This window comes from Peterkaempfera bronchialis (assembly GCF_003258605.2).
Classification (GTDB): Bacteria; Actinomycetota; Actinomycetes; order Streptomycetales; family Streptomycetaceae; genus Peterkaempfera; species Peterkaempfera bronchialis.
In genome coordinates this window covers 6,411,528-6,431,223 of the sequence record NZ_CP031264.1, presented here as the reverse complement: position 1 = coordinate 6,431,223, position 19,696 = coordinate 6,411,528, and the positions used below count along the sequence as shown (strand labels likewise).

The 19,696-nt window shown below is 73.3% G+C and carries 18 protein-coding genes; 8 read left to right on the top strand and 10 right to left on the bottom strand.

Annotated elements, in window-relative coordinates:
- Nucleotides 1-13: 13 nt before the first annotated feature.
- Entirely contained in the window at nt 14-979 is a 966-nt protein-coding gene (locus tag C7M71_RS27420) for an LLM class F420-dependent oxidoreductase (RefSeq protein WP_111494549.1), read from the bottom strand.
- A 71-nt stretch (nt 980-1,050) separates the two neighbouring features.
- Here C7M71_RS27420 and C7M71_RS27415 point away from each other — a divergent pair, with 71 nt between their 5' ends.
- Nucleotides 1,051-2,688 (top strand): ABC-F family ATP-binding cassette domain-containing protein, encoded by a 1,638-nt coding sequence (locus C7M71_RS27415; protein WP_111494551.1) that lies wholly within the window; start codon nt 1,051-1,053, stop codon nt 2,686-2,688.
- Nucleotides 2,689-2,709: 21 nt separating this feature from the next.
- On the opposite strand, the gene C7M71_RS27410 is transcribed toward C7M71_RS27415, so the two are convergent.
- The 6 genes from C7M71_RS27410 to C7M71_RS27385 form a co-directional block, all read right to left on the bottom strand.
- Entirely contained in the window at nt 2,710-4,365 is a 1,656-nt protein-coding gene (locus C7M71_RS27410) for an FAD-binding dehydrogenase (protein WP_111494553.1), read from the bottom strand.
- Between the two features lie 740 nt (nt 4,366-5,105).
- Complete coding sequence (locus C7M71_RS27405; protein WP_162824425.1) at nt 5,106-5,747, bottom strand: hypothetical protein; 642 nt, start codon at nt 5,745-5,747, stop codon at nt 5,106-5,108.
- Between the two features lie 290 nt (nt 5,748-6,037).
- Entirely contained in the window at nt 6,038-8,395 is a 2,358-nt protein-coding gene (locus C7M71_RS27400) for a Tex family protein (RefSeq protein ID WP_111493303.1), read from the bottom strand.
- Nucleotides 8,396-8,468: 73 nt separating this feature from the next.
- Nucleotides 8,469-8,849: a DUF779 domain-containing protein gene (locus tag C7M71_RS27395; RefSeq protein ID WP_111493305.1), complete on the bottom strand. Its 381-nt coding sequence runs from the start codon at nt 8,847-8,849 to the stop codon at nt 8,469-8,471.
- Between the two features lie 94 nt (nt 8,850-8,943).
- Nucleotides 8,944-10,467: an acetaldehyde dehydrogenase ExaC gene (gene exaC, locus C7M71_RS27390; RefSeq protein ID WP_111493307.1), complete on the bottom strand. Its 1,524-nt coding sequence runs from the start codon at nt 10,465-10,467 to the stop codon at nt 8,944-8,946.
- Between the two features lie 68 nt (nt 10,468-10,535).
- Nucleotides 10,536-11,159 (bottom strand): TetR/AcrR family transcriptional regulator, encoded by a 624-nt coding sequence (locus C7M71_RS27385; protein WP_111493309.1) that lies wholly within the window; start codon nt 11,157-11,159, stop codon nt 10,536-10,538.
- Nucleotides 11,160-11,229: 70 nt separating this feature from the next.
- Between C7M71_RS27385 and C7M71_RS27380 the strand changes: the two genes are divergently transcribed.
- Nucleotides 11,230-11,721: an FBP domain-containing protein gene (locus tag C7M71_RS27380; protein WP_111493311.1), complete on the top strand. Its 492-nt coding sequence runs from the start codon at nt 11,230-11,232 to the stop codon at nt 11,719-11,721.
- Between the two features lie 16 nt (nt 11,722-11,737).
- Here the strand turns inward: C7M71_RS27380 and C7M71_RS27375 are convergent, their stop codons facing one another.
- The 3 genes from C7M71_RS27375 to C7M71_RS27365 all read right to left on the bottom strand — a co-directional run bounded on the left by C7M71_RS27375 (nt 11,738) and on the right by C7M71_RS27365 (nt 13,939).
- Nucleotides 11,738-13,105, bottom strand: coding sequence for a GAF domain-containing protein (locus C7M71_RS27375; protein ID WP_229758952.1), 1,368 nt, complete (start codon nt 13,103-13,105; stop codon nt 11,738-11,740).
- A 127-nt stretch (nt 13,106-13,232) separates the two neighbouring features.
- Nucleotides 13,233-13,457, bottom strand: coding sequence for a DUF397 domain-containing protein (locus C7M71_RS27370; protein WP_111493313.1), 225 nt, complete (start codon nt 13,455-13,457; stop codon nt 13,233-13,235).
- Nucleotides 13,454-13,939, bottom strand: a complete 486-nt coding sequence (locus C7M71_RS27365) for a DUF5753 domain-containing protein (RefSeq protein ID WP_229759249.1) — start codon at nt 13,937-13,939, stop codon at nt 13,454-13,456. Before C7M71_RS27365 ends, C7M71_RS27370 begins: the two co-directional genes overlap by 4 nt.
- On the opposite strand from C7M71_RS27365, the gene C7M71_RS27360 reads away from it, so the two are divergent.
- From C7M71_RS27360 to C7M71_RS27335, 6 genes are all read left to right on the top strand, one after another.
- Nucleotides 13,898-14,551 carry a hypothetical protein gene (locus C7M71_RS27360; RefSeq protein WP_229759270.1) on the top strand — a complete coding sequence of 218 codons (654 nt, stop codon included), beginning with the start codon at nt 13,898-13,900 and terminating at the stop codon, nt 14,549-14,551. The genes C7M71_RS27365 and C7M71_RS27360 overlap by 42 nt on opposite strands.
- Before the next feature lie 94 nt (nt 14,552-14,645).
- Nucleotides 14,646-15,890 carry a glycosyltransferase 87 family protein gene (locus C7M71_RS27355; protein ID WP_229758951.1) on the top strand — a complete coding sequence of 415 codons (1,245 nt, stop codon included), beginning with the start codon at nt 14,646-14,648 and terminating at the stop codon, nt 15,888-15,890.
- A 98-nt stretch (nt 15,891-15,988) separates the two neighbouring features.
- Nucleotides 15,989-16,807, top strand: coding sequence for a muconolactone Delta-isomerase family protein (locus C7M71_RS27350; RefSeq protein ID WP_111490943.1), 819 nt, complete (start codon nt 15,989-15,991; stop codon nt 16,805-16,807).
- Nucleotides 16,804-17,739 (top strand): ketopantoate reductase family protein, encoded by a 936-nt coding sequence (locus C7M71_RS27345; protein ID WP_111490944.1) that lies wholly within the window; start codon nt 16,804-16,806, stop codon nt 17,737-17,739. The genes C7M71_RS27350 and C7M71_RS27345 overlap by 4 nt, the downstream gene beginning before the upstream one ends.
- A complete protein-coding gene (locus C7M71_RS27340; RefSeq protein ID WP_111490945.1) occupies nt 17,736-18,626 on the top strand; it encodes an NAD(P)H-binding protein in 891 nt (296 codons plus the stop codon). The genes C7M71_RS27345 and C7M71_RS27340 overlap by 4 nt, the downstream gene beginning before the upstream one ends.
- A 130-nt stretch (nt 18,627-18,756) precedes the next feature.
- Entirely contained in the window at nt 18,757-19,602 is an 846-nt protein-coding gene (locus C7M71_RS27335) for a DUF3800 domain-containing protein (protein ID WP_111490946.1), read from the top strand.
- Nucleotides 19,603-19,696: the final 94 nt, after the last annotated feature.

Below are 19,696 nucleotides of genomic sequence, written 5' to 3'. Positions count from 1 at the left end.
GCGGTGCCGGGACTCACAGCTCCCGCAGCGCGGGCAGCAGGGCCTTCTCCGCCCAGTCCAGGAACGGATACTGGGCGTCGCCGCCGACCTGCACCAGGGCGACCTCGGTGAATCCGGCCTCCACAAAGGGCCGCACCGCGTCGGCGAACAGCTCCACGTCGTCACCGCAGGGGATGGCGGCGGCGACGTCCTCCGGGCGGACGAACTGCGTGGCGGAGGCGAACCCTGCCGTGCCGGGCAGCTCGGAGTTGACCTTCCAGCCGCCCGCGAACCAGCGGAACTGCTCATACGCGCGGGCCACCGCGGCCTCCCGGTCCGGGTCGTAGCAGACCGGCAGCTGGCCCACCCGGGGCTTGCCCGCGCCGCCGTGCCGGTCGAAGGAGTCCAGCAGGCCGCCCTTGGGCTCCACGGCGATCACCAGGTCGCCCAGCCGCCCGGCGAGCGAGCAGGACTGCTCCCCGGAGACGGCGATCCCGATCGGCGGCGGCCGGTCCGGCAGGTCCCAGAGCCTGGCGGACTCCACGTCGAAGTGGGCGCCGTGGTGGCTGACATAGCCGCCGGCGAAGAGGGCCCGGATGATCTCCACAGCCTCCTCCAGCATCTCGTGGCGCACATCGACCACCGGCCATCCGGCGCCCACCACATGCTCGTTGAGGTTCTCGCCCGCGCCCAGCCCCAGCCGGAAGCGGCCCTCGGAGAGCAACTGCACGGTGGCCGCCTTCTGCGCCACCACCGCCGGGTGGTAGCGCATGGTCGGGCAGGTCACATAGGTCATCAGCGGAATCCGCGAGGTCGCCCACGCCGCCGCGCCCAGCACACTCCAGGCGTACGGTGCGTGGCCCTGCGCGTCCAGCCACGGAAAGGAGTGGTCGGAGATGACGGAGAAGTCGAAACCGACCTGCTCCGCCCGCACCACATGGTCCACCAGTGCACGCGGTCCGGCCTGCTCGGTCATCATCGTGTACCCGATTTGCACCATAAGGCGCGGATTCCCCGGCTGCCGGGACGAAAACGGCTCCTGCCGCTGATCCCGATAGGATCGGCCTCCTCATGACTGCCACACTCGTCGCCAAGAACCTCGCCGCCGGGCACGGCGACCGCCCGCTCTTCACCGGACTCGACCTGGTCGTCGCCCCCGGCGACCTCGTCGGGCTGGTCGGGGCCAACGGCGCGGGGAAGTCCACTCTGCTGCGCCTGCTCGCCGGGCTGGACACACCCGAGCAGGGCACCCTGCGGCTCAGCCCGCCGACCGCCAATGTGGGCCACCTCCCCCAGGAGCCGGACCGCCGCCCCGGCGAGACCGTGCGTGCGTTCCTGGCCCGGCGGACCGGCGTGGCCGCCGCGCAGCTGGCCCTGGACGCCGCCACCCAGGCGCTGGTCGACGGCGCCCCGGGCGCGGACGACGCCTATGCGGTCGGCCTGGAGCGCTGGCTGGACCTGGGCGGCGCCGACCTGGAGGAGCGGGCCGAGGAGGTGGCGGACGCCCTCGGCCTCAAGGTCGACCTGGAGCAGCCGATGACGGCGCTCTCCGGCGGCCAGGCGGCCCGCGCCGGGCTGGCGTCGCTGCTGCTCAGCCGGTACGACATCTTCCTGCTGGACGAGCCGACCAACGACCTGGACCTGGACGGCCTGGAACGGCTGGAGGCGTTTGTCGCCGGGCTGCGCGCCGGGGCGGTGGTGGTGAGCCACGACCGCGAGTTCCTGGCCCGGACGGTCAACCGGGTGGTCGAGCTGGACCTGGCCCAGCAGCTGGTGCGCGGCTACGGCGGCGGCTATGCGGCGTACCTGGAGGAGCGGGAGGTGGCCCGGCGGCACGCCCGCGAGGAGTACGAGGAGTACGCGGACACCCGGGCGTCGCTGGAGACGCGGGCCCGCACCCAGCGGTCGTGGATGGAGAAGGGCGTCAAGAACGCCCGCCGCAAGGCGACCGACAACGACAAGATGGGCCGCAAGTTCCGCAGTGAGTCCACCGAGAAGCAGGCGGCCAAGGCACGCCAGACGGAGCGGCTGATCGAGCGGCTGGAGGTGGTCGAGGAGCCGCGCAAGGAGTGGGAGCTGCGGATGGAGATCGCCGTGGCGCCGCGCGCCGGGGCGGTGGTGGCGACGCTGCGGGACGCACGGGTGCGGCGCGGGGACTTCTCCTTCGGCCCGGTGGACCTCCAGATCGACTGGGCGGACCGGGTGGCGATCACCGGCGCCAACGGCTCCGGCAAGTCCACCCTGCTGGCAGCGCTGCTGGGCCGGCTGCCGCTGGACGCGGGGCATGCCTCGCTGGGCCCGGGCGTGGTGGTCGGCGAGGTGGACCAGGCGCGGGGCCTCTTCTACGGCGCTGATGTGCTGCTGGACGCCTTCGGGGCGGCGGTGCCGGAGCTGGCACCGGCGGATGTGCGGACGCTGCTGGCCAAGTTCGGCCTGAAGGCGCACCATGTGCTGCGACCGGCGGCCACGCTGTCGCCGGGTGAGCGGACCCGGGCGGCGCTGGCGCTGCTCCAGGCGCGCGGGGTGAACCTGCTGGTGCTGGACGAGCCCACCAACCATCTGGACCTGCCCGCGATCGAGCAGTTGGAGTCGGCGCTGGCGTCCTTCCCGGGGACGCTGCTGCTGGTGACGCATGACCGGCGGATGCTGGAGGCGGTGCACACCACCCGGCGGATCGAGGTCGCCGACGGGCGGGTAAGCGAGCACTGAGCAGCAGCAGTTGACAGGACGTCAGGCAGTTGCCCGGGCGGCGGCACGGCCTGCGGCGCGGCCGGAGAAGAGGCAGCCGCCGAGGAAGGTGCCCTCCAGCGAGCGGTAGCCGTGCATCCCCCCGCCGCCGAAGCCCGCCGCCTCCCCGGCGGCATAGAGGCCGGGCAGCGGCTCGCCGCCGGCCCGCAGCACCCGGGCGTCGAGGTCGGTCTCCAGACCGCCCAGCGACTTGCGGGTGAGGATGTTCAGCCGGACCGCGATCAGCGGCCCGGCCTTGGGGTCCAGCAGGCGGTGCGGGGCGGCGACTCGGATCAGCCGGTCCCCGAGGTAGCGGCGGGCGCCATGGACGGCGGTGAGCTGGAGGTCCTTGGTGAACGGGTTGCCCAACTCCCGGTCGCGGGCGGTGATCTCACGGCGCAGCGCGGCCTCGTCGATCAACGGCTCGCCGGTGATCCGGTTCATGCCCCGGACCAGCTCGGCGAGGTCGTCGGCGACCGTGAAGTCCGGGCCGTGCCGCTTGAACGCCTCGACGGGCCCGGTGGCGCCGGGCAGGGCGCGGCCGAGGACGCCGCGCACGCTCTTCCCGGTGAGGTCGGGGTTCTGCTCGGAGCCGGAGAGGGCGAACTCCTTCTCGATGATCCGCTGGGTGAGCACAAACCAGGTGTGGTCGTGCCCGGTGGTCGTGATGTGCTGGAGGGTGCCCAGGGTGTCGAAGCCGGGGAAGAGCGGTACCGGCAGCCGGTTACCGCGCGCATCCAGCCAGAGCGAGGAGGGGCCGGGCAGGATGCGGATGCCGTGGCGGCTCCAGATCGGGTCCCAGTTCTCGATGCCCTCGGTGTAGTGCCACATCCGGTCGCGGTTGACATGGCGGGCACCGGCCCGCTCGGCGACCCCGAGCATCAGGCCGTCCACATGGTCGGGCACCCCGGAGAGCATCCTGGCCGGCGGGGTGCCGAGCCGTTCCGGCCAGTGGGCGCGGACCAGGTCGTGGTTGCCGCCGATGCCGCCGGAGGTGACCACCACGGCCTGGGCGCGCAGGTGGAAGTCGCCGACCACCTCCCGGGAGCTGGCGGTCCCGCGCTCCGCCCCGTCCGGGGCCAGCACCTCGCCGCGTACGCCGTCCACCGTCCCTCCGGTACGGGTGAGCGCGGTCACCCGGTGGCGGAAGCGCAGCTGCACGGTGCCCCGGGCGGCGGCCTCGCGGACCCGGCGGGCGAACGGCTCGACCACGGCGGGCCCGGTGCCCCAGGTGATGTGGAAGCGGGGCACCGAGTTGCCGTGGCCGGTCGCCAGGTAGCCGCCGCGCTCGGCCCAGCCGACCACCGGGAAGAAGCGGATGCCGAGGCTGCGCAGCCAGGCCCGCTTCTCGCCCGCCGCGAAGGCGACATACGCCTCGGCCCAGCGGCGCGGCCAGTGGTCCTCGTCGCGGTCGAATCCGGCGCTGCCCTGCCAGTCCTGCCAGGCCAGTTCGTGGGAGTCGCGGATGCGGAGCCGCCGCTGCTCGGGCGAGTCCACCAGGAAGAGGCCGCCGAAGGACCAGTGCGCCTGCCCGCCCAGGGAGGCGGCGGGCTCCTGGTCCAGCAGCACCACCCGGCGCCCGGCGGCCGCCAGTTCGGCGGTGGCGACCAGACCGGACAGGCCCGCTCCGATCACGATGACGTCGGCGTCGAGTGCCATGGGCTCGCTTCCTCCGGGGCCGGGCGGCGCGGCGGCGCGGGCCGCGCTCTGCACCGCATCCTGGGCCCTGGTGATCGCCCGGTCAATCGATTCCCGCACATGCGGACCCGACCCGCACACCCAGCCGCCACCGGGGCGCCTGCGGCGCCGGCCGCGAGCGGTGTGCCTGCGGCCCGGGGCCGGGTGGGGTGGCCGGGTCGGGGACGTCTCCCCGCACTCCCCCGACCAACGCCGCATGCACCCCTCAGCCCGGCCACCCCACAGGATGTGCGAGCTACAGGTCAGCGACGGGCTCGGGGCCGGGGTCGTCTCCCCACACTCCCCCGACCAGCGCCGCAGGCACCACTCAGCCCGGCCACCACCACCCCCGCACCCCCCGACTTGCGCCGCAGGCGCCCCTCAGCCCGTGCACCACCACGATGTGTGCGGTGCAGGTCGGCGACGGACTCGGGGTCGTCTCCTCGTACTCCCCGACCAGCGCCGCAGGCACCCCTCAGCCCGGGCACCACCCCCGTACTCCCCCGACCAGCGCCGCATGCACCCCCTCAGCCCGGCCAACACCACAGGATGTGCGCGGTGCAGGTCAGCGACGGGCTCGGGGTCGTCTCCTCGTACTCCCCCGACCAGCGCCGCATGCACCCCCTCAGCCGGGCCAACACCACAGGATGTGCGCGGTGCAGGTCGGCGACGGGCTCGGGGTCGTCTCCTCGTACTCCCCGACCTGCGCCGCAGGCACTCCCTCAGTCCGTGCACCACCACAGGATGTGCGAGGTGCAGGTCGGCGACGGGCTCGCGCTTGGGGGTGGGGTGGGGGGCGGGGGTGTCGGGGTGGGGGTGGCCGGGTCGGGGTCGGGGTCGTCGGGGGCCGGGGCGGCGGTCTCGGGCGGGGTGGAGGCGGGGCGGCCGACGGGTTCGCCGGAGGCGGCGGGGCTCTCCACCGGGGCGGCCGACACCGAACCGCTCGGCGACACCGAGACACCCGGAGAGGCGGACCCGGAGACGGTCGCCGACGGCGACCCGCTGGGGCCAGCGGATGCCGCCGACCGCTGCGGTTCCACGGTCCCGCCGGAGGCGGTCGGCGCCGCTGCGGACGCCGAACCCTCGACGCTGCGGTCGGGGGCGCCCGTGCTGCCGGGGGTGGTGTCGGAGGGGCCCGGTTCGGCCTGGGTGACCAGGCCGGTGAGGCTGCCGGAGGAGAGGGCGGCGGCGGTGAGCCCGGTGACCACCAGCCCGGCTGCGGCGGCGATCACCACCCCGCGCCGCCGACGCCGCCGCACCGTGCGCCGCCGACCCGCCGCACGGGATGGGGCGGCGGGACCGGCGACGGACGGCGACGGGACGTCCTCTTCCGGGACGGCCGGCAGCGGGGCCGTGGCGTGCACGGGGGCGGCGGTCAGCTCAGAGCTGCCGCACCCCGGGCAGGTATAGGCCCCGTTGACGTGGCGCCGGCATGACGAGCAGTAGTCCATCCGTCTTCCCGTAGGTCTTGCACCACCGGGATCGCCGGGGGTCCGCATTGCTTGGCGTGTTCACGGAGCCTAAGCGGACCATGGGGGAGAAATCAGAGGGAGCCTGTGAGGCTTCCGAAAAGATCGGGAAGCCGTCACCGACCGCACCCGGGCGCCTACTGCGACGCCCGGATGCGGCCGTGGGATGTCAGCGGCTGTGGCTGTCAGCGTCCCCGGCGCTCGGGGCCGGCCAGACCCGCCCGGCGCAGGGCGTCGGCCATGGCGCCGCCGGCCGGGGGCAGGGCACCGGAGCCGCCGCCGCGCTGCTGACGGGGCGGGCGTCCTGACCGCTCCCGCTCCCCGCGCCCGGCGCCCTGCTGCGGACGCTGGCCGCCGCCGCCCGGCCCGGCCTCGTCGTCCAGGCGCAGGGTGAGCGAGATCCGCTTGCGCGGGACGTCCACGTCGAGCACCTTGACCCGGACCACATCGCCGGACTTCACCACGTCACGCGGGTCCTTGACGAAGTTCTTGGACATGGCGGAGACATGGACCAGCCCGTCCTGGTGCACGCCCACGTCCACAAAGGCGCCGAACGCCGCGACATTGGTGACCACGCCCTCCAGCAGCATGCCGGGCAGCAGGTCGGAGATTTTGTCGACGCCCTCCTTGAAGGTGGCCGTGCGGAAGGCGGGCCGGGGGTCGCGGCCCGGCTTCTCCAACTCCTTGAGGATGTCGGTGACGGTCGGCACGCCGAAGGTGCCGTCGGCGAACTCGCCGGGCTTGAGCGAGCGCAGCACCGAGCCGTTGCCGATCAGCGCCCGGAGGTCGCCGCCGGTGGCGTCGAGGATGCGCCGCACCACGGGGTACGCCTCGGGGTGGACGCTGGAGCCGTCCAGCGGGTCGTCGCCGCCCGGGATGCGCAGAAAGCCCGCGCACTGCTCGAAAGCCTTGGGGCCGAGCCGGGCCACGTCCTTGAGCGCCTTGCGGGTGCGGAACGGGCCGTTGGCGTCGCGGTGCAGCACGATGTTCTCGGCCAGGCTCGCGCTGATCCCGGAGACCCGGGTGAGCAGCGGCGCGGAGGCGGTGTTGACGTCGACGCCGACGCCGTTGACGCAGTCCTCGACCACGGCGTCCAGGGAGCGGGAGAGCTTCACCTCGGAGAGGTCGTGCTGGTACTGGCCGACGCCGATCGACTTGGGGTCGATCTTGACCAGTTCGGCCAGCGGGTCCTGGAGGCGGCGGGCGATGGAGACGGCGCCGCGCAGCGAGACATTGAGTTCGGGCAGTTCCTGGGAGGCGTAGGCGGAGGCCGAGTACACCGAGGCGCCGGCCTCGGAGACCATCACCGGGATCAGCCCCAGGTCGGGGTGGAGCCGGATGAGGTCGGCGGCCAGCTTGTCGGTCTCCCGGGAGGCGGTGCCGTTGCCGATGGCGACCAGTTCCACCCGGTGGGCGCGGGCCAGCCGGGCCAGCGTGGCGATCGACTCGTCCCAGCGGCGCTGCGGCTCATGGGGGTGGATGGTGTCGGTGGCGACGACCTTGCCGGTGGCGTCGACCACGGCGACCTTGACGCCGGTGCGGAAGCCCGGGTCCAGGCCCATGGTGGCGCGGGTGCCGGCGGGTGCGGCCAGCAGCAGGTCGCGCAGGTTGGTGGCGAAGACCCGTACCGCCTCCTCCTCGGCCTCCTGGCGCAGCCGGGTGCGCTGGTCGATGCCGAGCCGGACCAGGACGCGGGTGCGCCAGGCCCAGCGGACGGTCTCCTGGAGCCAGCGGTCGGCGGGGCGGCCCCGGTCGGCGATGCCGAACCGCCGGGCGATCCGCTGCTCATAGCCGGTGGGGCCGGTCTGCTCGGCGGCGGACTCCTCCTCCGGCTCCAGGGTGAGGTCGAGCACGTCCTCCTTCTCGCCCCGGAACATCGCCAGGATGCGGTGCGAGGGGAGCTTGGTGAACGGCTCGGCGAAGTCGAAGTAGTCGGCGAACTTGGCGCCGTCCTGCTCCTTGCCGTCGCGCACCTTGGCGACCAGCCGGCCCCGGGTCCACATCCGCTCGCGCAGCTCGCCGATCAGGTCGGCGTCCTCGGCGAACCGCTCCACCAGGATGGCGCGGGCGCCCTCCAGGGCGGCGGCGGTGTCGGCGACGCCCTTGCCGGGGTCGGCATACGGCGCGGCGGCGGTCAGCGGGTCCTGCGAGGGGTCGCCGAGCAGCAGGTCGGCGAGCGGCTCCAGGCCGGCCTCGCGGGCGATCTGCGCCTTGGTGCGGCGCTTGGGCTTGTACGGGAGGTAGATGTCCTCCAGGCGGGCCTTGGAGTCGGCCGCCATGATCCGGCCGCGCAGCGCGTCGTCCAGCTTGCCCTGGGCCTCGACGGACTCCAGGATCGCGGTGCGCCGCTCCTCCAGTTCGCGCAGGTAGCGCAGCCGCTCTTCGAGGGTGCGCAGCTGCGCATCGTCGAGCATGCCGGTCGCTTCCTTGCGGTAGCGGGCGATGAAGGGCACGGTGGCTCCGCCGTCCAGCAGTCCGACGGCGGCGGTCACCTGCCCTTCGCGTACGCCGAGCTCCTCGGCGATCCTCTGCTCCACCGACATCGTCGTCACGGTCGTCACGGTCCGGAACCACCCTTGTTCGCTTGCCTGTGGTGCATTGTGGCAGGCCGAGGGGTCAGAGCAGGCCCAGCGACGCCAGTTCGCCGTCGGTGAGCAGCCGGGATCGGGTCAGGAAGCGAAGGCCGGTGGGGGCCTCCAGGGAGAAGCCGGCGCCTCGGCCGGGGACGACATCGACGGTGAGGTGGGTGTGTCGCCAGTAGGCGTACTGGTCCCTGGCCATCCAGAAGGGGACCGGGTCGATGCCGGGGACCTGGAGGTCGCCGAGGTGCACATCGCTGTCGCCGGTCAGGAACTCCCCGGCGGGGTAGCACATCGGGGCGGAGCCGTCGCAGCAGCCGCCGGACTGATGGAACATCAGCGGGCCGTGCTCGGCGTGCAGGGTGCGCAGCAGGTCGGCGGCGGCGGGGGTGAGGCCGACCCGGGAGGCTGGGTCCATGGGGGCTCCGGCGGGGGGCGAGGGCGAGGGGCGCGGGCGAGGGACGGGGCGGCGGTGCGGGGCCGCCGGGAGGGGCGGCCCCGCGCCGTGGCGGTCAGAACAGGCCGAGGGCCTGGTCGGAGTAGCTGACCAGCAGGTTCTTGGTCTGCTGGTAGTGGTCCAGCATCATGCGGTGGTTCTCGCGGCCGATGCCGGAGTTCTTGTAGCCGCCGAAGGCGGCGTGCGCGGGGTAGGCGTGGTAGCAGTTGGTCCAGACCCGGCCGGCCTGGATGGCGCGGCCGGCCCGGTAGGCGGTGGCGCCGTCGCGGGTCCAGACCCCGGCGCCGAGGCCGTACAGGGTGTCGTTGGCGATGCCGATGGCGTCGTCGAAGTCGTCGAAGCGGGTGACGGAGACGACCGGGCCGAAGATCTCCTCCTGGAAGATCCGCATGCTGTTGTCGCCCTCGAAGACGGTGGGGGCGACGTAGTAGCCGCCGGAGAGTTCGCCGCCGAGGTCGACCCGCTCGCCGCCGACCAGCACCTTGGCGCCCTCGGCGCGGCCGATGTCGAGGTAGGAGAGGATCTTCTCCAGCTGGTCGTTGGATGCCTGGGCGCCGACCATGGTGTCGGTGTCCAGCGGGTTGCCCTGCCGGATCTCCTTGACCCGCTCCAGCGCGTCGCCGAGGAAGCGGTCGTAGATGGCGGACTGGATCAGCGCCCGGCTGGGGCAGGTGCAGACCTCGCCCTGGTTGAGGGCGAAGAGGGTGAAGCCCTCCAGGGCCTTGTCGTAGAAGGCGTCGCCGTCGTCGGCGACGTCGCCGAAGAAGATGTTGGGGCTCTTGCCGCCCAGTTCCAGGGTGACCGGGATGAGGTTGGCGCTGGCGTACTGCATGATCAGGCGGCCGGTGGTGGTCTCGCCGGTGAAGGCGATCTTGCGGATGCGGCTGCTGGAGGCAAGCGGCTTGCCCGCCTCGGTGCCGAAGCCGTTGACCACATTGACCACGCCGGGCGGCAGCAGGTCGGCGATCAGCTCCATCAGCAGCAGGATGGAGGCCGGGGTCTGCTCGGCGGGCTTGAGGACCACCGCGTTGCCGGCGGCGAGGGCGGGGGCCAGCTTCCAGATCGCCATCAGCAGCGGGAAGTTCCACGGGATGATCTGGCCGACCACGCCCAGCGGCTCATGGAAGTGGTAAGCGACGGTGTCCTCGTCGATCTGCGAGAGGCCGCCCTCCTGGGCGCGGATCGCGCCGGCGAAGTAGCGGAAGTGGTCGACGGCGAGCGGCAGGTCGGCGGCCAGGGTCTCCCGGACGGGCTTGCCGTTCTCCCAGCTCTCGGCGACGGCCAGCATCTCCAGGTTCTGCTCGATGCGGTCCGCGATCCGGTTGAGGACCACGGCCCGGGCGGCGGGCGAGGTGCGGCCCCAGGCGGGGGCGGCGGCGTGCGCCGCGTCCAGCGCCTTCTCGATGTCCTCGGCGCCGCTGCGGGCGACCTCGCAGATGGTCTGGCCGGTGACGGGGCTGGGGTTGTCGAAGTAGCGGCCCCGCACGGGCGGAACCCACTCCCCGCCGATCCAGTTGCCGTACCGCGACTGATAGGTGGCCGGGCTGCCCGGGCGTCCCGGCGGCTGGTAGACGGTCATGGGTGGCGCCTCCTCGCGCTGGTCGCCGTCGCCCCGGCCCGCCCGGGGACGGCGCTGCGCCTTCCACGCTAGCTCTGGGGAGGTTGCCATGGGGTTGCGTCCGGCGGCGGCGTCACCCGTGAGGGGCCGCGAGGGATGTTCCGCAGCAGCGCGTCGAGCGAGTCCACGATCCAGACCCAGGATTCCTGCGCGTCGGGGGCACTGTGCTCGAAGCCTCCGGCCAGCTCCAGGCTGACGTAGCCGTGGAAGACGCTGCCCAGCATCCGGACCGCGTGCGTCTGGTCCGGCTCCGTCAGGTCGTAGCCGCGCAGGATCGCCCGCGTCATCTGGGCGTGCCGCACCCCGGCGCTGGCAGCCGCCGTCTCGGGGTCGAGCCTGAGCCGGGCGGCGGCATAGCGACCCGGATGCTCCCGGGCGTAGTCGCGGTAGGCGTCCGCGAAGGCGGCCAGGGCGTCCTTGCCGGCCCGCCCGGCCAGGGCGGCGGCGACCCGGTCGGCGAGTTCCTCCAGCGCGAACAGGGCGATCCTGGTCTTGAGGTCCTGGGAGCTCTTCAGGTGCGAGTACAGACTCGCGACCTTGACGTCGAACCGCCGGGCGAGCGCCGAGACGGTCACCTGGTCGAAGCCGACCTCGTCGGCCAGTTCCGCCCCGGCCCGGGTCAGACGCTCCGGGGTCAGCCCTACTCGAACCATAACCTTCCTCCCACTCATCGACAACCATTAAGCATTTGCCTAGCACCTTTAGGCAAATTAGCCTGCCCTCATGGAACCACTGACCGAGCAAGAGCTCCGTACCGCGTTTGTGAACTGCACCAAGGGCGAGGCGAAGCGCCTCTCCGTTCCCCGCGACCTGGCCGAGCGTCCCTGGGACGACCTGGACCTCCTCGGCTGGCGGGACCCCCAGGCCCCCGGCCGGGCCTACCTCGCCACCAGGCTGGACGGTCGCCCGGTGGCGCTCGTGCTGCGCTGCACCAATGCCGCTTCCTGGCAGCTGCGGCGCAACATGTGCTCGATCTGCATGACCGCCCACACCGGAGGCGTCTCACTCATGGTCGCCCCGAAGGCCGGCAGAGCCGGGCAGCAGGGCAACTCCGTGGGCGCCTACCTCTGCAGCGACCTCGCCTGCTCGCTGTATGTGCGGGGCAAGAAGGACGCGGGCCCCGGCGCTCGGCTCCATGAGTCGCTCACCCTGGAGGAGACGATCCAGCGGACCGTCGCGAACCTCGCCGCATTCCTCGCCAAGGTCACCGCATGACGCAGCCGCCCTCGGGTCAGACACCGCCCAGGGCGGCGAGGTGGGCGGCCAGCAGGGTGCGGCGGGGCGAGCCGGGCGGCAGGGCTCGCAGCGCGGCCTGAAGCAGCCGGGGGTCGGTACGACCTTCCGGGCGCAGCGCCCAGGCGGCGAGCAGGTCCGGTCCGGCGTGGCGCAGCAGTACGGCGCGTACCTCGCGGGCGAGCGCCTCGCGCTCCTCGACCACGCCGGGCGCATCGGAGCGCGGCAGGATCGGCCCGGGGCAGTGCCGCAGGGCCTGGCGGTGGGCGCCCCGGGCGAGCAGGCGGCGGACGTCGTCAGCGTCGGTGGCCAGGGGTGCGGTGAGCCGGTACGGGCGGGAGGCCAGCAGGGTGTCGCCGACCAGTCGGCGCAGCCGGGACATCTCCGCGCGCACGGTGACCCGGGCCGCCTCCTCCTCGTGCAGCAGGGCGGCGAGGGCGTCGGCGGTGAGGCCGTCGGGGTGGCGGGCGAGCAGCAGCAGGATCTCGGAGTGCCGGGGGGCCAGGTCGCGGGTGCGGCCGTCCAGGGTGAGCAGGGCGCGGTCGCGGCCGAGCACCTGGAGCCGGGCGGAACGGGTGGCAGCGGGGGCGGCGCGGCGAGGGCGGGGCCGTGGCGGGCGGGCAGCGGGCGGGCCGTACTGGAGGCGGAGCTCCGCTTCGGCGGCGGCTGCGGCGGCGCGTACCAGGGCCAGGGCCTGCGGGGCGGCGACATGGTCGCCGCCGGTGACGTCCAGCACGCCGAGGACCCGGCCGGTGGCGGGGTCGTGGAGCGGGGCGGCGGCGCAGCTCCAGGGGTGGGCGGCGCGGGAGAAGTGCTCACCGGCGAAGATCTGGACGGGGTGGTCGAGGGCGAGGGCGGTGCCGGGGGCATTGGTACCGGCCTCCTCCTCCAGCCAGCAGGCGCCGGGCAGAAACCCCATCCGCTCGGCGCGGCGGCGCAGTCCGGGGTGGCCCTCCACCCAGAGCAGCCGTCCGGCGGCGTCGCCGAGCGCGACGATCTGACCGGCGTCGGCGGCAGGTTCCACCAGCAGGCTGCGGACCAGCGGGAGGACGGCGGCCAGCGGGTGGTCGCGGCGCTGCCGGTGCAGTTGCTCATCGGTGAGCGCGATGGCGGGGGTGGGGCGTTCGGGGTCGACGCCGCTGCGGGCGCAGCGCCGCCAGGAGTCCAGCACCACGGGGCGGATGCCGGTGGCGCGGCCGGTGCAGAGGAACGCCTCATGGGCACCGGCTGCGGCGCGGCGGGCGGCGGCCGGGTCGGCGCCCTGCGGCCAGGCGATCCACGGGCTGGGCACGGCCATCACCCCGTTCGACTGGGTCTGCGGCTCCTTGCGGGCGCCAGCGTAGTGCGGGGCGCGGCGCCGGGCCATGGTGCGAAGCGGCCACCATCCGAGACGACGCGGCGCGGCTGTCTTCCCGTTGACGGCTTTTGACGCAACAGGCCCCCACCTGCCGGAGGGGGCCTGGCTTCTCTCCTGCTGCATGCGGCAAGAGCGATCACATCAGGGTGGGAAATTCGCCGGACTTCACGGCCTCTACGAAGGCGCCGAAGGCGGGAGCCGAGAAGACCAGTGCAGGGCCATCGGGGTCCTTGCTGTCCCGGACTGGCACCGTGCCGGGGTACTGCTCGGCGATCTCGATGCAGCCGCCGCCATTTCCGTTGCTGTAGGAGGACTTCCGCCACTGGGCGCAAACCAGGGCAGGTGCCGGGGTGGTGCTCATACTGAAAGCGCCTCCATTGCCTCTTTGATGAGACCTCGTGACATGCGAGGGGGCAGGGCATGGGCCCTGAGCCGATCGTAGTCCCGTCGGCGCTTGTCGACAGCCTCCGAACTCTCCAGAAGCGTCCCGGTACCGATGCTCTCCTCATAGGCCGCAGCGGTGCCCCCGCTGAAGGTGAAGATTGTCAGCGAGCCCCCGAGCAATGGGTGCTCGCCGTGCCGAAAGGGGAGCACCTGCATCACAGTGGACGGCGTATCAGCTAGGCCGACCAAGAGGGCAAGCTGCTCCCGCATGACCATCGGCCCCCCGATCGGCCGCCGGATCACCGCCTCGTCCAGGATCATGGACAAGTGGGGCGGAGCAGGGGCCTTCAGCAGATCCTGTCGACTCCGGCGAGCCGCCCACAGGCCCGAGATCGCATCCGCCGTCGCCTGCCGGTCGTGCTCTTTGAAGAGTGCGAGAGCGTATGCCTGGGTCTGCACCAGTCCCGGCACGACGTGTCCGGCGTACTCATCGCCGTCCCGTACATCGCCTCCTGGAGCGGTGAGAAGCGGTGCACCGGCGCCGTGGTGGAGGACCGGCGCAGCCCCGGGCGGATCGCGTACCGGGACGAGCGGCCCGATGACCGTGACGAGTACGGCGTGCTGTGGGCCCGGGCGGATTCCCGGCCCACCCGGGGGCGGCCCCAGTACGGGCTGGTCCACCCCCGCCGCCAGCGGCACGCCATGCGGAACCTGCGCTGCCAGGTCTGCGACGGCCCGGCCGACACCGATGAGCGGGGCACGCTCTGGCTGCTGGGCGACGACCGGGGCGACTGGCCCGGCTGGCCCGAGGAGATGGCCGCCACCACGCCGCCGCTCTGCCTGCCCTGCGCCAGGCTCTCCGTCCGGCTCTGCCCGCACCTGCGCGGCCGGCACATCGCCGTCCGGGTCAGGAACCCCGAGATCGCCGGGGTGTACGGCGCCCTCTACCTGCCCCGCCCCGACCGGGCCCGCCCCACCGCCGCACCGACACGACCATCGCCTACACCGACCCCGCCGTGCGCCGCGTCCTGGCCGCCCAGCAGGTCATGCGCCTACGCGGCTGCACCCTGATCGACCTGCCCGGCTGAAGGTCACCCGGAGCGGGTATGGCCGAGTACTTTTTCTCTGCAATCGTCATTGTTTGACGGACCCCACGGAGGCGTTGGTGACAGAGGTACAGGCGACGGCCGGGCAACAGGAGGACGGACACCCGGTGGATGCCGTCCGGTCGGAGTCGTCGGCGCTCGCCGGGTATTGGGTGTCGAGTCGGTTGGTGATGCTGGCGCTGGTGGCCACCGGGCGGTTGGAGCCTGCGGTGGAGGTGGAGCAGCGCTACCAGCATTGGTATGAGGGGTTTCTGACGGGCAGCTTCCCGATCGGTGACGTCGCGTGGCAGTACCCGCCCGGGGCGGCTCTGGTGATGCTGGGGCCGGGGCTGCTGCGTCCGCTCGGCTACCTCGCGGGGTTTGTGGTGCTCAGCCTGGCTGCCGACGCCGCGGTGGTCGTCGCGCTGCGGCGGGCGGGCCGCCGACCCGGCCGCAGCACGGCCGGGGCGTGGCTCTGGGCGCTGGGTCTGCCGCTGCTGCTCGATCTGCCGTACATCCGCTATGACGTGCTGGTCACCACGGTCGCGGTGGCCGCGCTGCTGGCCCAGCGGCGGCGGCCGGGACTGGGCGGCGCGCTGGCCGGGCTGGGCGCGATGGTCAAGGTGTGGCCGCTGCTGACCGTGCTGGGCACCCCGCGCGGCCGGTCCACCCGCCAGGCGTGGCTGTCGCTGGCGGCTTCGGCCGCCGTGCTGGCGGTGGTGCTGGCGACGGTGTTCCGGGGCGCCTTCGGGTTTCTGACGGCGCAGCACCACCGGGGGGTGGAGATCGAGTCGCTGGGCGGCAGCGGGCTCCAGGTGGCCCGGCTGCTGGGCTGGCCGGGGCGGGTGCAGGGCCGTTTCGGCTCGCTGGAGTTCGAGGGCCCCCATGTCTCCTGGGTGGCCGGGCTGTCGCTGCTGCTGAGCTGCGCGGCCTTCGGGTGGCTGCTGCTGTGGCGGGTGCGGGCGCGACGCTGGACGGCGGCGACACCGTATGACGCGGCGCTGGCGGCGGTGCTGCTCTTCACGGTCACCAGCCGGGTGGTGAGTCCGCAGTACCTGGTGTGGCTGGTCGGCCTGACGGCGGTCTGCCTGACCGTACGGGAGACCAGCCAGCGGCCGGTGGCGGTACTGCTGCTGCTCGCCACCGCGATGACCACGGCGGACTACCCGCTGTACTTCTGGCGGATGATCGACGGGGACGGCGCGGCGGCGGCGGTGATCGTGGTGCGCAATGCGCTGCTGGCGGCGGCGGCCGTGGTTTCCTGCGTACGGCTCTGGCACGCCTCGGCGGGGCGTCCGCGCGACCTGGGGGCGACGCCCTGCTGAAGGGTTCCGGGCCCGGCGGAATGACCCGTTCGGCGGATTGAGCAGCGCGGCCGAACTGGTGTTCCCTGAAGGCAGGGGCCGGGCGATCGGAGCGCGGCATGCTGTTCTACCTGCAAATGCTCTGGAAGATCGAAGGCCGGCTGACCCTGGACCAGGTCTGGGACCTCCAACTGGAGGAGGCACGGACGGTCGCCGCCGAGGTGCGCCCCATCGGGATGTACGAGGTCGCCGGGCAGCGGCGGGTGATCGCCCTGGTGGAGTGGGACTCCGCCGAGGAACTGGACCGGACCCTGCTCGGGCGCCTGCCGCTCCGGGAGTACCTGGAGATCGAGGCGATCTGGCCGCTGAGGACGTTCGAGAGCTTTCTGGAGGACTGCAAGGAGTCTGCGACCTACGGTCGGGAGGGCACCATGCCGTTGATCGATTTCAGCTACCGCGCAGGGCCACTCAGCGACGACCGGCTGGACTGGCTGCTGCCCCGGCTGACCAAGACGCTGATGTGGTGGGAGAAGGTCCCCGACACCGAGCGGGCGCGGGCGAGCAGCATGATCTGGGCCCAGGAGTTCCCCGCCGGACGCACCCTCGTCGGCGGGAGCGTGGAGCACGACCCCTACTACCGCATCGACGTCAAGATTCCCGCCAACCGGCTCGACGACCACGCCCGGGCCGGGATCGTCCGCGACTTCACCACCCTGGTCCTCACCGCCGAGGGCTCCCCGGTCGACTCCTCACGGGCCCGCCGCGTCCGGGTGCTCATCCGCGATGTACCCGCCGACTCCTGGGGGGTCTCCGGGCACCGCGACTGGCTGCGCGACTACACCAGCGCGCTGGACGAGATCAGCGCCGGCCCGGCCGACGTGGGGCCCGCCCCGCACAGCGCCACGGTCCCGCCGACGCCCGACCTTCCCCCGGCATGAGGATCCTGGTCGTCGGCGCAGGAGCGACCGGCGGATACTTCGGCGCCCGGCTCGCCAAGGCCGGGCGGGACGTCACCTTTCTGGTCCGGCCGCGACGCGCCGCCGCCCTGCGGGAGCGCGGGCTGCGGCTGATCGGGCCGGGGTCCGGGCCGGAGGAGGTGATCACTCCCCGGCTCGCCCTCGCCGAGCAGCTCACCATCCCGTACGACCTGGTGATCGTCTCGGTGAAGGCCACCGCCCTGCCCTCGGCGCTGCGGGATGTCGCCCCGGCGGTCGGCCCCCGGACGGCGCTGGTGCCGTTCCTCAACGGCATCTCCCATCTGGACACGCTCAACGCCCGCTTCGGCGCGGGCGCGGTGCTGGGCGCCGTGGTCAAGGTGGAGACCACACTCGACGAGAACGGCGACATCGTCCGGCTCTCCCCGCAGGCCGAGCTCACCCTCGGCGAACAGGACGGCCGCCCGTCGCCCCGGGTCCAGGAGCTGGTGCGGGAACTGGGCGGGGCCGGCTTCGAGGTCGCCGCGTCGCCGGACATCGCCACCGCGATGTGGCACAAGTGGGTCTTCATCACCACCCTCGGCGCACTCACCTGCCTGATGCGCGGCACCGTCGGCGATATCGCCGCCGTACCCGGCGGCGTACGGCTCGGGCCCGCGATCCTCGCCGAGGCGGCGGCGGTCTCGGCCGCCTCGGGCCACCCCGTCCCCGCGCCGGAGCAGGCCGCGACCGAGGCCACGATGACGCAGTCAGGCTCGGCGCTCACCTCCTCCACCTATCGCGACGTCGCCGTCGGCCACCCCACTGAGGTCGAGCATGTCTTCGGCGACCTGGTGGCACGGGCGCGCGCCCTCGGCGTCGAGACCCCGCTCCTGGACCTGGCCACCATGCAGCTGCGGGTGCACCAGCACCGCGTCGAAAGGCAGCCCTCATGAAGATCACCGCGATCGGCGCGACCGGGAAGGTCGGCACGCCCCTGGTACGCGGACTCCTGGAGCGCGGCGCCGACGTCAGGGTCTTCGTCCGCGACCCCGGCAAGGCGCGGGCCGTGATCGCCGCCGGGGACATGCCCGGCCGACTCGGCATCGTACCCGGACGGCTGGACGACCTCGCGGCGGTGCGGGCGGCGTTCTCCGGGGTGGACGTCGGCTTTGTCGCGCTGGGGCCGACCGGTGACCAGCGGCCCCTCCAGGAGGGCGTGATCGAGGCCGCCGGGCAGGCCGGGCTCCCGCACTTGGTGCGGCTGTCGGTGTTCAGCACCGGGCACCACTCGCTCGGCCTCAACCAGCGCGCCCACGCCGAACTTGACGACCTGGTGGCACATACGGGATTGCCCTACACCTCGCTGCGGCCCGCACTGTTCGCCACCAGCGTGCTCGACGCCGCCGAGGAGATCCGCAGGACCGGCGGCTGGACCGGGGCCGCAGCACACGGCCGCAACCCGCTGATCGACCCCCGGGACGTCGCCGCCTCCGGGGTCTCGGTGCTGCTCGACCCGGCCTGGTGGGGCCGCCACCACGAGCTGACCGGCCCGGCCCTGTACAGCTGGCCGGACGTCGCCGCGCTGCTCACCCGAGAGCTGGGCACACCCATCGGCTTCCGCGCCGTCGACGGGGCCGCCCTGCGCGCCGCCGCCCTGGCGCGTGGGCTGCCGGAGATCAACGCCGAGACGCTGGTCGCCCGTGAGCGCGCGGTGGAGGCCGGGGAGAACGAACGGCTCACCGACACGGTCAGGGCGCTCACCGGCTCCGAGCCCCGCTCGCTCGCGGCGTTCCTGCATGAGTACCGCGACGTGTTCGTACCGCAGTGGGAAGCCGCATAGGGCCGGTCGGACGCCCGGGTCGGGCAGGGGGCCGGACCCAGTCCATCTCCTCGCGGGGCGCGCGATCGGCATAGCGGGCGCCGTCCCGGGCGATAACCCTTCAGGGGACCGCCGCACCCGGGGAGGCGCCATGTGGATGGTCTTCGTGGACGACAGCAAGACCGACCAGGTGCCGCGCGCCGGGCTGGGCCAACTGGTCGCCCTGGGGGCGGTGTTCGTACCGGAGCGGGCACTTGGCCCGTACGGAGCCGACCTCGCGGAGCTGCGGTCGCAACTCGGGGTCCCGGACGGCGTGGAGCTCAAGTGGAACCCCGGCCGGGCCGCACCCGCCTTCTGGCGCACCGCCGGACCGCGCCTGCGCACCGCGCTGCGCCGGGGCATGCTGGAGCGGGCCGCCGACCACGGCATCCGCTCCTCGGTGGTGGTCTGGGACCGAGGCCACCTGGACTGGCCGATGCGGGACCGGGTCGAACCGGCGATCCTCGCCTACCTCTACGAGCGCATCGAACGGTTCCTGGCCGAGCAGGATGCCCTCGGCGTCGTCATCGCCGACGAACCGGGCCACGCGGGTGGCTCATGGCTACGGGCCGCCAAGGAGCTGACCCGCTCGGGCACCCCCCACGTCGTACCCGAGCGGGTGGCCCTGCCCATCCTCACCGCCCCCTCCCACCTGGTCCCGCACCTGCAACTGGCCGACCTGGTCGCGGCGGCCACCACCGCCGCCGTGGCCGGGCGCCCCGCCGGACTCGACCTGCTGGACCCACTGGCCCGGCTCGCCCGCCGCAACGACGCCGGGCGCATCGGCGGCGCCGGACTGGTGCTCTGGCCTCCGCAGTTGATGGACCTGCACTTCTGGCTCTTCGGCGAGCAGGTCTACTGGCGGCGCGGCCGGGAGCACCCGCTGGGCCCCGCCTCCACCCCCACCCGCACCGGCCGCACCTTCCAGCACACCGACGGCCTCACCGGGCCCACCTGAACGGGGTGGGCCGCATGCAGCGGCTGGGGGCGGCAAAGGATCACGCCGGACGGCTTCTGACGACTGGTCGATCGGCTGCCGACGGATAGGTGGT